Here is a 13268-nt window from a genome sequence, read left to right as displayed (position 1 = left end):
AAGAGAATTCCCCGGCGGGCAAATCGGCCGCCGCCGGGGGGATTTTCGGTGATTTAAAATTCCCTGACGGATTTACGCCAGTTCCGGCTCGCGCACCTTGCGGCCATGAACGAGTTCCGCAGCGACAGTGGCCACATGCTTGCCCTGGAAGCGGGCGAGAGACAGCTCCTTCTCGCTCGGCTGGCGCGAGCCGTCACCGCCGGCGATGGTGCCGGCGCCATATGGCGAACCGCCGCGCACTTCCGAAATATCCAGAAGCTCCTGGGCCGCGTAGGGCAGACCGACGATCACCATGCCGTGGTGGGCGAGCGTGTTCCAGGACGAGATGATCGTAGCTTCATTGCCGCCGCCGGTGGCGGTGGAGGTGAAGACGGAACCGACCTTGCCGACGAGCGCACCCTTGGCCCAGAGGCCGCCGGTCTGGTCGAGGAAGTTGCGCATCTGGGCGGCCATGCTGCCGAAGCGGGTCGGCGTGCCGATGATCACGGCGTCATAATCGCCAAGTTCCTGCGGATCGGCGACCGGAGCCGCCTGATCGAGCTTCACGCCCGCATCCCTGGCTGCGTTTTCCGGCATCAGTTCGGGAACGCGCTTTACGGCAACCTCGACACCGTCGACGGATTTCGCACCTTCGGCGACCGCACCCGCCAGCCGCTCGATATGGCCGTAGGACGAGTAATAGAGAACGAGAACCTTCGTCATTTTCAAACTCCAGAAACTTTCATGGCGCTTCACGGAACGGCGGAGCCGCGCGCCTTCACTCGAGAGCCAATATGCGCTTTCGAACCAGGATACGAAGGGGTGGATGCCTGAATGCAGTGTTCATCATTAGTGAACGATCATTTGAAAGCTGTGGAGAGAGAGGGCCCTTTCGGGGCGAATCCACCAAGTGCGAATTTCAATGCCGCAACGCTAACCAGGCCTGCTTGAATATGTTCTAAAATAGAAATAGTTATTTCGCTACAGGCCACTAGCAGGAATTCGGCAAATTGCGACTTTGTTGGGTCCAGATGATCCGCAGGGTCGAAATAACCCGCATTCAGCTTGTGTATAACTGTGGGATTGGTCGTGAAATTGCGAACAATTCGGCTTGATCCGCCGATGCCCCGGTCAGCTTTCGATCACCAGCTGCATGCGGCCTGCGACAAAGCGGGATTGGGTCAGGTGGCTCGGGTGGCCGTCGCTTTCGACATTGAGAGCTTCAACGACGAGGATGGGCTGACCCACGGCGATTTCCAGAAGCTTTGCCTCCTCCGGGTCGACGATTTCCGCCGAAACGCGGGTCTCCTTGCGGTGATAGTCGCCGGCGCCGGCCCGCTGCAGCGAGACCGTTACACTGCCAGTCTCGGCATAGTCGATCTCAAGGTTTGGAAAGCGATTTCGATCGAACCAACTCGTCGAACGCGTGAGCGGGATTCCGTCGGCGTCGCTGGTCGTGTCGATACGCAGCAGCGGCGATCCTTCCGAAACGCCAAGACGCGCCGCAAGATAAGCGCTCGCCGGCTCGACGGTTGACGAAAGAAGGCGGCCGTGCGGCGTGCGCGCATGGGCTGTAATGATTTCCGAAAAGCGGGTGCGCGAGGTGATCGGATAGCTGATCAGCCTTTCGGAAACGAAGGTGCCGCGCCCCTGATCGGCGCGCAACAGGCCGTCGGCCGTCAGGCTGGCGATGGCGCGGCGCACGGTATGCCGGTTCACGCCGAAGCGCGCGGCAAGGTCCGTCTCCGTCGGCAGTTTGCCGCCGTCCACGCCCAGGCGACCCGACAGGATTTCGGCGCGAAGCTGCTCTGCGATCTGCCGCCAGACCGCAACGCCGCTGCCGCGCTCGATTTCCGGTTTTTCCGCTCCGCTCGTCATGCGCCTGTCATAGAGGGGCTGTACCAAAATGCAAATTCGTCTATACAAATAGACAAATCAATATGACGGTGGTAGGGAGGAAAGGAAAGTCGATGGGAATTCCCGGTAGGGCCGATGTTTCCGGTTTGGCGGACTTCCCAATCACCCTTACCCCAGCCCTCTCCCACCGAACTCGGGTGTTCCCGAGTTCGGAAGAGAAATGGCCAAGTCGGGAACACCCGACTTAGCGGGGAGAGGGGGCGCTAGCAGCTAAGATTTTACCGACAAACAGATTTTGGCGTTCGTGGCAGCCCAAAAACACCAAGCGTGGCGTAATGCAGAGAGCGTGACATGACCCAGGAAAGAGAAGTGACATGAGCGAGGCACAGGATGACGACGCCGCGCCGCGGGAGGCCGGCGATGCGCGCCGAAAGAACGTGATGGCGCTGCTGGCGCGCAGCGACACGGGGCGGCTTGCGGCGGCCTGGGAAGCGCTTACGAACAAGCCGGGCTACCGAACGGTACGCGCACCCGAAACGGGCCTTGTGATGGTGCGCGGGCGCGCGGGCGGCGGGGGACGGCCCTTCAACCTTGGCGAAGCGACCGTGACCCGCGCCGTTGTCACGATCGAAACCGGCGAGACCGGCTATTCCTACGCGCTCGGCCGCGACCGCAAGAAGGCGCTCTACGCCGCCCTTTTCGATGCGCTCTGGCAGGCACCACGCCACCGTGGCGAACTGGAGCGAAGCCTGATCGGCCCGCTGGCAAGGGATCTTGAAGGCGCCGACGCCAGATCGCGCGCCGAAACGGCGGCGACAAAGGTCGATTTCTTCACCATGGTACGCGGAGAGGACTGATGAGCGCGCTCCTTGATACCGCAGCGCCGCTGCCGGGCCTGCCCGACCCGGTGCATGATTCCCAGGCGGCCTTCCGGGCGGTGATGAACGCACTCGCCCGCCCCGGAAAGCCGCAGAAGCTCGACACAGGCGATTTTCAGGCCCCGGCACCGCTTTCGAACACGGCGGGAGCGATCGCGCTTTCGCTTTTCGATTACGACACGCCGGTATGGCTCGATGCGGAACTTGCCGGGTCGTCGCAAGTCTGGCAGTTCCTGCGTTTCCACACCGGATGCCCGATTACCGATGATCCAGGCGAAGCGAGCTTCGCGCTCGTAAGCGACGCGGAGCATATGCCGCCGCTTTCAAGCTTCAACCAGGGCACGCTGGAATATCCCGACAGATCCACCACGATCATCGCCATGGTCGACAAGCTGACGGGCGCGAAGGCCGTGACACTATCCGGCCCCGGCCTGAAGAAGCCTGCCGGTTTCAACGCAAGCCCCCTGCCGCCTTCCTTCTGGAACGAGCTTGCCGCGATCCACGCGCAGTTTCCGCGCGGCGTCGACATGCTCTTCGTCACCCAAAAGCAGGTTGCCGGACTGCCCCGTTCCACCCGCATCGAAATGAAGGGCCGCTGAGCGATGTATGTTGCCGTCAAGGGCGGAGAAAAGGCGATCCGCAATGCCCACCGGCTGCTGGCGCACGAGCGGCGCGGAGACCGGACCGTGCCGGACCTGACGCTTCGCCAGATCGTGGAGCAGATGGCGCTTTCTGTCGCCCGCGTCATGGCGGAAGGTTCGCTCTACGACATGGAGCTTGCCGCCCTTGCGATCAAACAGGCGCGCGGAGACCTGATCGAGGCGATCTTCCTGATGCGGGCCTACCGCACGACGCTGCCGCGCTTCGGCTATTCCGAGCCACTTGAAACCGCGAAAATGCTGGTGCGCCGCCGCATTTCGGCCACCTACAAGGACCTGCCGGGCGGCCAGCTTCTGGGCCCTACATTCGACTACACGCACCGCCTGCTCGACTTCAAGCTGGCGGCGGAAGGCGGTGAGGTTCCCGAAATGCCGGAACTGGCGCAACCGGATCCTCAAGAGATGCCGCGCGTGACCGACCTTCTGGGCCATGAAGGCCTGATAGAGCCGGATGTGCCGGAACATACGCCCGAAAGTGCGGACGAGGACGGCGAAGTGGGCGACCTCACCCGCGAACCGCTTTCGTTTCCAGCCGAACGCGACATCCGCCTGCAGAACCTTGCGCGCGGCGACGAGGGCTTTCTGCTCGCGCTCGGCTATTCCACGCAGCGCGGCTTCGGGCGCACGCACCCCTTTGCCGGCGAAATCAGGATCGGCGAGGTGGAGGTGGAATTCTTCGCCGAGGAACTGGGCTTCGCCGTGCCGCTTGGCCGGGTTTCCGTGACCGAATGCCAGATGATCAACCAGTTTCAAGGCTCCGCCAAGGCGCCGCCGCAGTTTTCGCGCGGCTACGGCCTCGTCTTCGGACAGGGCGAACGCAAGGCGATGAGCATGGCGCTGGTCGACCGGGCGCTGCGATCCCGCGAGCTTGGCGAGGAGCAGGGCGCGCCCGCGCAGGACGAGGAATTCGTGCTTTCCCACTCCGACAACGTGCAGGCGACAGGCTTCGTGGAACACCTGAAGCTGCCGCATTACGTGGATTTTCAGGCCGAGCTTGTGCTTGTCCGGCAAATGCGCCGCGAATGGGAAGAGCGAAACCGGCAGGACAAAGCCGACGCACAGGAGGCGGCGGAATGACCGGTCCGGCAGAGAGCGCCAGAGAGGCGGCGGAGGGCGAATACAACTTCGCCTATCTGGACGAGCAGACGAAACGCATGATCCGCCGGGCGATCCTGAAGGCTATCGCCGTGCCCGGATACCAGGTGCCGTTCGCCTCGAGAGAGATGCCGATGCCCTACGGCTGGGGAACGGGCGGGGTGCAGGTGACGGCCTCTATCCTTGGCAGGGACGATCGTCTCAAGGTCATCGACCAGGGATCGGACGACACGACGAACGCTGTGTCGATCCGTGCTTTCTTCGAAAAGACGGCGCAAGTGGAAACGACGACGCAAACGGGCGAGGCGACGATCATCCAGACGCGGCACCGCATCCCGGAAAAGGCGCTCTCGCAAGACCAGGTCATCGTCTATCAGGTGCCGATCCCCGAGCCCTTACGCTATCTGGAGCCGCGCGAGACGGAAACGCGCAAGATGCATGCGCTTGCCGAATACGGGTTGATGCATGTGAAGCTTTACGAGGATATCGCACGCCACGGGCATATCGCCACCACCTACGCCTATCCCGTAAAGGTGGACGGGCGTTACGTGATGGACCCTTCGCCGACGCCCAAGTTCGACAACCCGAAAATGCACGGGATGAAGGCACTCCAGCTTTTCGGCGCGGGCCGGGAAAAGCGCATCTACGCGATCCCCCCGCATACGACGGTGGAGAGCCTCGACTTCGAGGATCACCCCTTCAAGGTGCAGACGTTCGACCGGCCTTGCGCGATCTGCGGGGCGGAGGAGGTTTACCTCGACGAGGTGATCCTGGACGATCGCGGCGGGCGGATGTTCGTGTGTTCCGACACCGATCACTGCGAGGAACGGCGCGCGGCGGGCCATGTGGGCGAGGCCGGCGGAAACCCGCTTGAGCGTGAGGGGGCAGCGTAATGAACGCGGCCGATTTCCTGAACGAAGAGCCGCTTCTGCGTGCAAGCGCGCTGACACGCTTTTACGGCGAGAGGGTCGGCTGCCGGGATATCTCCTTCGAGCTTTTCCCCGGAGAGGTACTTGCCATCGTCGGCGAAAGCGGATCGGGCAAGACGACGCTGCTCGATTGTCTGTCGACACGGCTTCAGCCGACGGCCGGCATCGTCGAATACCGCATGCGCGACGGCACGATGCGCGACCTGTTCCAGCTTACCGAGGCCGAACGCAGGCTGCTGATGCGCACCGACTGGGGCTTCGTGCACCAGCATGCCGCCGACGGGCTGCGCATGTCCGTTTCAGCCGGAGCCAATGTGGGCGAGCGGCTGATGGCGGTGGGCGCGCGGCACTACGGCGACATTCGCGGCACCGCGCTCGACTGGCTTTCGCGGGTGGAGATCGACGAAACGCGCATCGACGACGCGCCGCGCGCCTTTTCCGGCGGCATGCGCCAGCGCCTGCAGATCGCGCGGAACCTCGTCACCAATCCGCGCCTCGTCTTCATGGACGAGCCGACGGGCGGGCTGGACGTTTCCGTGCAGGCGCGGCTGCTCGACCTTATCCGCGGGCTCGTTTCGGAGCTTGGGCTTTCGGCGATCGTCGTCACGCACGACCTTGCCGTCGCAAGGCTGCTTTCCCACCGCATCATGGTGATGCGGCACGGCGAGGTGATCGAAACGGGGCTTACCGACCGGGTGCTCGACGATCCGCAGGCGCCCTACACCCAGCTACTCGTTTCTTCCATTTTGCAGGTTTGACCATGCGCACCAGACTTTGCCTTGCCGATGTCGGCAAAAGCTTCAAGATGCACCTGCAAGGGGGCGCGGAATTTCCCGTGATTGCAAACGTCGGCTTTTCGGTCTCCGCCGGCGAATGCGTGGTGCTGGGCGGGCCGTCGGGGGCGGGCAAAAGCTCGATCCTGAAAATGATCTACGGCAATTACGCCTGCGAGATGGGCCGGATACTCGTTACCACCAGCGACGAGAAGATCGTGAATATCGCCGATGCGGAACCGCGCCGCATGCTGGCCTTGCGGCGCGACACCATCGGCTATGTCAGCCAGTTCCTGAAAGTGATCCCCCGCGTGGCGGCGGTCGACGTCGTCGCCGAACCGCTGATCGCGCAAGGCGGCGCACCCGACAAGGCGCGGGAAAAGGCGATGACGCTGCTTGAGCGGCTGAACGTTCCGGAACGGCTGTGGCAACTGCCGCCGGCGACCTTTTCCGGTGGCGAGCAGCAGCGCGTCAACATCGCGCGCGGCTTCATCGCCCATTATCCCGTCCTGCTGCTCGACGAGCCGACGGCCTCTCTCGATGCCGCGAACCGCGCCGTCGTGGTGGAACTGGTGGAGGAGAAGAAGGCGGAAGGCGTGGCCATGCTCGCCATCCTGCACGACCAGGACGTGCGCGAGAAGATCGCCGACCGGATCATCGACGTGAGCGGCTTCAAGGCAGCCGCATGAGGAAGGGCAATGCCGCGAAGTTGAAAAACGTCATCGCGCCGACACGGCCCCGCCATAAGGACGTGGCAAATCGCGCGCCCATATAACGGACACGAACAGGCATATTCCATGCGTTACGCAATCTATTACACGCCCCCCTTCGACGACCCCTTGACGAGGCTCGGCAGCCAGTGGCTCGGCCGCGATGCGTTTTCCGGCAAGGAGATCAACCAGCCCGCACTTGAGGAAATCTCGCGCGAGCGGCTGTCAGCTCTTACGCCCTTCCCGCGCCGCTACGGCTTTCACGGCACGATGAAGGCGCCTTTCGCGCTGGCCGAGGGACGCAGCGAAGACGAACTGCGCGACGCGTTCGCCGAATTCTGCGAACGCATGCCCGCGTTCGACCTTCCGGGCCTTGCCGTCACGAGGCTCGGTTCCTTTCTGGCGCTGACGCCGAGCGCGCCGATCGAGGCGCTCGACGTGTTCGCGGCAACCTGCGTGGAAACCTTCGACGCCTTCCGCGCGCCGCTTTCCGACGCGGATCGGGAGCGAAGGCTTTCGTCCGGCCTGTCCGACCGGCAAGCCGGTTATCTTCTGCGCTGGGGATACCCTTACGTTTTCGATGAATTCCGCTTCCACATGACGCTTTCCTCCAGGCTGGAGGACGAACGGGAAGCCGAATGCCTAAAGCGCGACGCCATGCGCTATTTCGCCGCCGTCACCGAGCGCCCCCGGCCCTTCGCCACCCTCGCCCTTTTTGTCGAGCGGGAGCGGGGCGGACCCTTCACAATTCTCGACCTCAGGCCGCTCAAGGCCGGAGCCTCGCGCGTCGAGGCCCAACAGGAAACCGTAAATGTCTGACCATGTCTTTTCGAACGCACGGCTCATCCTGCCCGACGCCGTGATTGACGGGAGCCTTTCCACCCGCAAGGGCAATATCGCCGCCCTTGCCATGGGGCCGACGACCGTTACCGGCCACGATTGCGAGGGCGACTACCTGCTGCCGGGCCTCGTGGAGCTGCACACCGACCATCTGGAAACCCACTACGCCCCGCGCCCCAAGGTTCGCTGGAACCCGGTTTCCGCCGTGCAGGCGCATGACGCACAGATCGCCTGTTCCGGCATCACCACCGTATTCGACGCGCTGCGCATCGGCATGGACGACGAGGCGGACCTGAAGGTGGACGACATGCGCCGGCTGGCGGATGCCATCGAGACGGGACTGGCCGAACACCGCCTGCGCGCCGACCACTTCATCCACCTGCGCTGCGAGGTTTCCTCGCCCGACGTGATGGACGCCTTCGCAAGTTTCGACGAAGACCCGCGCGTGCGCCTGATCTCGCTGATGGACCATACGCCGGGCCAGCGCCAGTTCACGTCCCTTGATGCCTACCGCGTCTATTACCAGGGCAAGAGGGGCTTCAACGACGAACAGATGGACGCCTATATCGCCAAGCGCCAGGCGCAGGCGAGCAAGCTCACCCCGCAAAACCGAAAGGACATCGCCGCAACGGCGGCAGAACGCGGCATCATCGTCGCAAGTCACGACGATGCAACGACGGATCACGTGCGCGAGGCGGTCGAACTCGGCACCTCCATCGCCGAGTTCCCGACGACGCTGGAAGCGGCGAAAGCCTCCCGCGAGGCCGGGATGAATGTGCTTATGGGCGCGCCGAACGTGGTGCGCGGCGGCTCCCACTCCGGCAACGTTTCGGCGCGCGAACTGGCCGATGCGGGCCTCCTCAGCGTTCTTTCCTCCGACTACATCCCGATGTCGCTCCTGCAGGCGGCTTTCCAGCTTGCCGAGGAGGTGGAGGCGATCACCCTGCCCGATGCCGTGCGGATGGTGACGAAGACGCCGGCGGAAGCGACCGGCCTCAACGATCGCGGCGCGATACTGGAAGGGCGCAGGGCCGACCTGGTGCAGGTCAGGCTCGTCGGCAACGTGCCGATCGTGCGCGGGGTCTGGCGCGAAGGGCGCAGGGTGGCGTGAGGATATGCCCGACCTGAAGGAAAAGACGGTGGCGAAAGAGAACACCGGACGCATCGGGCCCGGGCGGCTCGTCCTCGTCGTCGGCCCGAGCGGGGCCGGCAAGGACACGCTGATGGAGGGCGTGAAGATTGAGCTTGGCGACGATCCGCGCTGCCGCTTCGTGCGCCGCCTGGTGACCCGCGCGGCCGATCCGGATTCGGAGGACCACGGCACGATCAGCCGGCGGGACTATGCGAAACTGTCGTCCGGTGGAGGGGCCGCGCTCCACTGGGAAGCGCACGGGCACGGATACGTGCTGCCCGCCTCCCTAAACGCCGATATCCGCGCGGGCAGGACGGTTTTCGCCAATGGATCGCGCAAGGTGATCGGGCGTGCGCGGGAGAAATACGAAAACGTCGTCACGCTGCTGATCACAGCCCCGCGCGACGTGCTGGCCGAGCGGCTTCTGGCGCGCGGACGGGAAACAGCCGAGGAGATCGCCCGACGTCTCGACCGCGCCGATCTGGACTATCCGGCAGACGACAGCGTGATCACCATCGAAAACACCGGAAGCATTGGCGACGGGGTGAGGTTGATCCTCAAACGCCTCGGTTACTGAGCCGAGTCCCCTTCCGCCTGCGGCTCTTCGGCGGCCGCGTCATCAGGCGCGCGCGACTTGCCGATGCCGACCGAACCCAGGAAGCCGGGCGGCAGGCCGAAGCCCTGCTCGACCGCTTCAAGCACCTGCTGGTCGTCGACCTTGCCCTCGATCACGTCCTGCACATCGATGCGGGTGCTGCCGCCGGTCGCGCGCTGTATGACCCGGTTCGCGGTATCGGCGAGCGTTTCTTCCGGCTTCGCCTTCAAGGCCTCCACCAGCCCGCCGCCGAGCTTCTCGAGCTGCTTGTAGGCGGCCTGCGGATCTTCGAGGATGCCGTCGATCTCGGGATAGATGCGAGGCTTCGCCCATGGCCCGCGCACGACGACGGGAACGCCCAGGCCGTCAAGCTCGCGCGTTTCGCCCTTTTGCGTCGGCACCGGCGGCTGCCCCTGAAGCGTGGGAACGACTTTCGGCTCGAACCGCCAGTCGAGCATTTTTTCCGGCAAGTCGACCGAACCTTCGCCGGTCAGGCGGATCAAAGGCCCCGCCATTGCGAGGTCGCTCGAGCGGGCAATGCCGTTCGCGACTTCGAAGGAAGCCGAAAGTTGCGTGAAATCGGTCTTCTGTTCCTCGGTGCTGGCCCATCCGAGCAGGGTTTCGACCGTAAGGCCGCGCACCAGCTTCGGAATATTGACGCCGAGGATCGCGCCGTTCGCGAAATCGAAGCGGGCGGTGCCGCCAAGGGCGGAGACGAGTTCCGCATGGTTCTTGCCGCGCGCGGAAAGATCGATCGAGGAGGAAACCGTTCCTTCCAGCCAGTCGAAATCCGCCACCGCATTCAGGAAAGGGCGGGCCTTGAGGCCCGAAAGGGTGAACATTCCCTGGACGGCCGCAACGTCGCTGGTGCCGTCGAGCCGGACTTCGCCAGCGCCCGTTCCGCCGTAGATCGCCATTTCCCGGAGGCTGGCCTGCAGGATGCCTTCGGCGATATCGAGATCCACGCTGCTCTTGCCGATCTCGATATCGCCAAGGCGGATACCGGCCGCCGTAAGGTCCAGAGCCGCGTTCACGGCCTTGAGCCCCGCGAAATCGACGGGATCGCGGCTCCAGGTCTCGTCTCCCCCCGGCACACGGGCGGTGACACGCTTCGTCCCGCCCGATTCGGGCGCCGCCTCCTGATCGAGATAGGGATCGAGAACGAGTTCATCGACCGCGAGGTTTGCCGTGACTTTCAAAGGCGAGGTAAGCGCGAGTGCGCCATCGCCCTTGCCGGTGATTTCGTCGAGCTGGAAACTCGCGTCCGAAAAGCGAATATCCTGCGCCCCCACGGCGAGCTTTCCGGCCAGGCGGAAGTTCTTCAACCCTCCCCCCGGACCGACGGGCCGCCCGAGCCAGGCCGCAAGGCCGCGCAGGTCCGGCGTGGAAAACGACACATCGCCGTCAAGCGCACCGTCAGGCGATGCCGCACCCTCGAAACCCATGGAGGCGCGGTCGCCCGAAAGCAGCAAATTCACCGGCGCACCGAGCCCGGCGAGCATGGGCGCGGGCGTTGCCGAGCCTTTCAAGGTAAAGGTTTCGCCGCGCCAGGCGAGCCCGCCGGAAACGGAAACCGGCTTGTCCAGCCCGTCGAAAACGATGTCGACACCGATATCCTCGATCCGGTCCGCCGCCTCGTCGCCGCCCAGCGCATCCGCAAGGCCAAGGCCAGAGACCGTTCCGCCCTGAAGGCCGATGCGGCCGTTTACGTCAAGCGAACCGAGCAAGGCCGCCTGATCCGCGCCCGCGCCGCGCACGGCGATATCGGCGGAGATCGTGCCGGTGGCCGGTTCCGGACGCCCGGCGATAACCAGCGCATCGGCAAGATCGATGCCGGATGCTTCCAGCCTTGCGGCGAAGCTCGGTACGGACTGGCCAAGCTCTACGCGTGCGGACCCCGTCGCAGCGATTTCGCCGATGTCCGCCTTCACGCTGCTGACCGTCACCCGTTCGGGCGACACCTCGACCTGCGCCGCAAACGCGAATGCGCCCGGATCCACCGGCGGAGCGAGACCCGCGGCACGAAGCAGCGCCAGCGACGATTCCCCCCGGCCTTCGATATTCAGGTCCGCCGCGGGTGCGCCCGAGACGGTGCCAGCCACCGTGAATTCACCCTCAAACACCTTTACGACAAGCTCGACCGCCGACGACCCGCCCTTCGAAAGGGTGAGCGGCGCGCCAAGCTCGCCATCGGTTTCCGCGCGAATGCCGTCGTAGGTAAAGACGCCGGAAAGCGTCGCCTGGCCGTCGAGCGTAGGCAGGGCAAGATCAACGTCCACATCTTCCAGCGTGTGCCGCGAACCACTGCGCGCATCCGCGTAGGTGATGGTGCCGCTATCGATCGTCAGCCTGTCGACGCCGATGCGCTGCAGGAACGGGGCCGGAGCCTCACCTTCACTTGCCCTCGCAACGGGAGGCGCTTCGCTTTCACCCGACGCCCCGCCATCCACGCGAGGCTCGTTGGCCTTGCCCGCAACACTCCAGCGGTCGTCGAATGCATAACGGCGGCGAGGAGCCCAGCTCGTGACGCCATCCGGACCGATTTCAAGAAGGATTTCAGGGCCTTCCAGCTCAATATGCGTGAGTTGTACACGTCCGCCGAAAAGCGCGCCCCAGGAGAGGCCGAAATCTATACGCTCCGCCTTGGCGAATTCCACGCCGTCGGCACCCGCCGCACCCGATATGCCCACGCTTTCAGCGGTCAGGCCGAAACCGGGCACGAGCGAAAGGCTAACATCGCCATCAAGGCGAAGACGCCAGCCGGTCGTCTCCTCGAACCTGGCCACGACTTCCTGCCTGATCGCATCTTTCGGCAGGAGGAACGGAACGACCAGGACAACGAGCGCGAGGGCGAAAACGAGGCCGGCGAACCAGACGGCGAGGCGCTTCACGAGGAACCTCCAGAAAATCGAATCGCTGCCATTTTAAAGCAGAGCATGGCCTTATGGTGACATCTTGAACCGATCGTGCATATACGCCCGCGCGAAGAGAACCTATATCCAAGGCCGCAGTGAGGATTTAACGATTTGCAGCGCCGTCGTAAAAATGCGCCATATTCAGGAGCGAGGAGGAAGAACATGCCACGCATATTCGACGCCGAGCGACGACAAGATGGCACATTTTCCGGGCGGCCCGAACGGGTTGGGTCAAAATCGCTTCTGAATACGGCGCAAATGCTCGAAAGTGAACGGCACTGTCTTGCGCTTTGCTTCTGTCCAGAAACGATTTTGGCCTCCAACGCTGCTAAACGTTAAATCCTCACTGCGGCCCAGTTCAGCCGTTTGACGCATGGACGCCATGGCGACAAGATATGCTCACTCACAGGGAAGGGCCATGCTCTCATCGATCAAGCGTTTCATAAAGCAGGTCACCTACGGCGAAAGCGACAATCTCGCTTTTCAGGAGGACGACCACAGGCTCGCCGCCGCGGCATTGCTCGTGCATATCATCGCGGTGGACGGGATCGTCGACGACGCCGAACGGGAAACGCTCAAAAAGGTCCTGAAATCAAACTACAAGCTGACCGACGACATGGCCGGCGAGCTGATTCGCGAGGCGCACCAGCGCGACAGCGAGGCGGTCGACCTTTACGGCTTCACCTCCGTCCTGAAGCGCAAGCTCGACATCGAGGAGCGCCTCAAGGTCGTGGAGATGATGTGGGAACTCGTCTATGCCGACGGGACGGTGCACGAATTCGAGGACAACACCATCTGGCGGGTGGCGGAACTCCTCGGCGTTTCCTCGCGCGACCGGCTTTCGCTGCGCCGCAAGGTGGCCGGCGAGCAGGCGAACGACGAAGACGACGAGTGACCCTGCGAAAA

Annotated in this window: 13 protein-coding genes; 10 read left to right on the top strand and 3 right to left on the bottom strand. The window is 63.8% G+C overall.

Annotated features, from left to right (window positions below):
• Nucleotides 1-72: 72 nt before the first annotated feature.
• On the bottom strand, nucleotides 73-702 hold the full coding sequence (wrbA, locus tag GR183_RS08550) for an NAD(P)H:quinone oxidoreductase (protein ID WP_160775189.1): 630 nt from the start codon (nucleotides 700-702) through the stop codon (nucleotides 73-75).
• A gap of 408 nt (nucleotides 703-1110) precedes the next feature.
• Complete coding sequence (phnF, locus tag GR183_RS08545; RefSeq protein WP_160775188.1) at nucleotides 1111-1857, bottom strand: phosphonate metabolism transcriptional regulator PhnF; 747 nt, start codon at nucleotides 1855-1857, stop codon at nucleotides 1111-1113.
• Nucleotides 1858-2210: 353 nt separating this feature from the next.
• Between phnF and phnG the strand changes: the two genes are divergently transcribed.
• The 9 genes from phnG (at nucleotide 2211) to phnN (ending at nucleotide 9429) form a co-directional block, all read left to right on the top strand.
• A complete protein-coding gene (gene phnG, locus GR183_RS08540; protein WP_160775187.1) occupies nucleotides 2211-2693 on the top strand; it encodes a phosphonate C-P lyase system protein PhnG in 483 nt (160 codons plus the stop codon).
• On the top strand, nucleotides 2693-3313 hold the full coding sequence (phnH, locus tag GR183_RS08535) for a phosphonate C-P lyase system protein PhnH (RefSeq protein ID WP_160775186.1): 621 nt from the start codon (nucleotides 2693-2695) through the stop codon (nucleotides 3311-3313). The genes phnG and phnH overlap by 1 nt, the downstream gene beginning before the upstream one ends.
• Nucleotides 3314-3316: 3 nt before the next feature.
• The gene (locus GR183_RS08530; RefSeq protein ID WP_160775185.1) at nucleotides 3317-4450 is read left to right on the top strand and encodes a carbon-phosphorus lyase complex subunit; all 1134 of its coding nucleotides are present in this window, start codon (nucleotides 3317-3319) and stop codon (nucleotides 4448-4450) included.
• Nucleotides 4447-5361: an alpha-D-ribose 1-methylphosphonate 5-phosphate C-P-lyase PhnJ gene (locus GR183_RS08525; RefSeq protein ID WP_160775184.1), complete on the top strand. Its 915-nt coding sequence runs from the start codon at nucleotides 4447-4449 to the stop codon at nucleotides 5359-5361. The genes GR183_RS08530 and GR183_RS08525 overlap by 4 nt, the downstream gene beginning before the upstream one ends.
• Nucleotides 5362-5378: 17 nt before the next feature.
• On the top strand, nucleotides 5379-6155 hold the full coding sequence (phnK, locus tag GR183_RS08520; RefSeq protein WP_160775779.1) for a phosphonate C-P lyase system protein PhnK: 777 nt from the start codon (nucleotides 5379-5381) through the stop codon (nucleotides 6153-6155).
• Between the two features lie 2 nt (nucleotides 6156-6157).
• Nucleotides 6158-6859, top strand: a complete 702-nt coding sequence (gene phnL / locus GR183_RS08515) for a phosphonate C-P lyase system protein PhnL (protein WP_160775183.1) — start codon at nucleotides 6158-6160, stop codon at nucleotides 6857-6859.
• Nucleotides 6860-6967: 108 nt separating this feature from the next.
• Complete coding sequence (locus GR183_RS08510) at nucleotides 6968-7699, top strand: DUF1045 domain-containing protein (protein ID WP_160775182.1); 732 nt, start codon at nucleotides 6968-6970, stop codon at nucleotides 7697-7699.
• Nucleotides 7692-8831 carry an alpha-D-ribose 1-methylphosphonate 5-triphosphate diphosphatase gene (locus GR183_RS08505; RefSeq protein ID WP_160775181.1) on the top strand — a complete coding sequence of 380 codons (1140 nt, stop codon included), beginning with the start codon at nucleotides 7692-7694 and terminating at the stop codon, nucleotides 8829-8831. Before GR183_RS08510 ends, GR183_RS08505 begins: the two co-directional genes overlap by 8 nt.
• Nucleotides 8832-8835: 4 nt before the next feature.
• Nucleotides 8836-9429 carry a phosphonate metabolism protein/1,5-bisphosphokinase (PRPP-forming) PhnN gene (phnN, locus tag GR183_RS08500; protein WP_160775180.1) on the top strand — a complete coding sequence of 198 codons (594 nt, stop codon included), beginning with the start codon at nucleotides 8836-8838 and terminating at the stop codon, nucleotides 9427-9429.
• Here the strand turns inward: phnN and GR183_RS22250 are convergent.
• The gene (locus tag GR183_RS22250) at nucleotides 9423-12338 is read right to left on the bottom strand and encodes an AsmA family protein (protein ID WP_160775179.1); all 2916 of its coding nucleotides are present in this window, start codon (nucleotides 12336-12338) and stop codon (nucleotides 9423-9425) included. The genes phnN and GR183_RS22250 overlap by 7 nt on opposite strands.
• Nucleotides 12339-12780: 442 nt before the next feature.
• Between GR183_RS22250 and GR183_RS08490 the strand changes: the two genes are divergently transcribed.
• Complete coding sequence (locus GR183_RS08490) at nucleotides 12781-13257, top strand: tellurite resistance TerB family protein (RefSeq protein WP_160775178.1); 477 nt, start codon at nucleotides 12781-12783, stop codon at nucleotides 13255-13257.
• The last annotated feature ends 11 nt before the right edge of the window (nucleotides 13258-13268 follow it).

Origin of the sequence: Stappia sediminis, from assembly GCF_009826895.1 — a bacterium.
GTDB classification, from domain to species: domain Bacteria; phylum Pseudomonadota; class Alphaproteobacteria; order Rhizobiales; family Stappiaceae; genus Hongsoonwoonella; species Hongsoonwoonella sediminis.
Note: the sequence above shows the minus strand (reverse complement) of the source record. Positions and strands in the feature narration are given on the sequence as shown.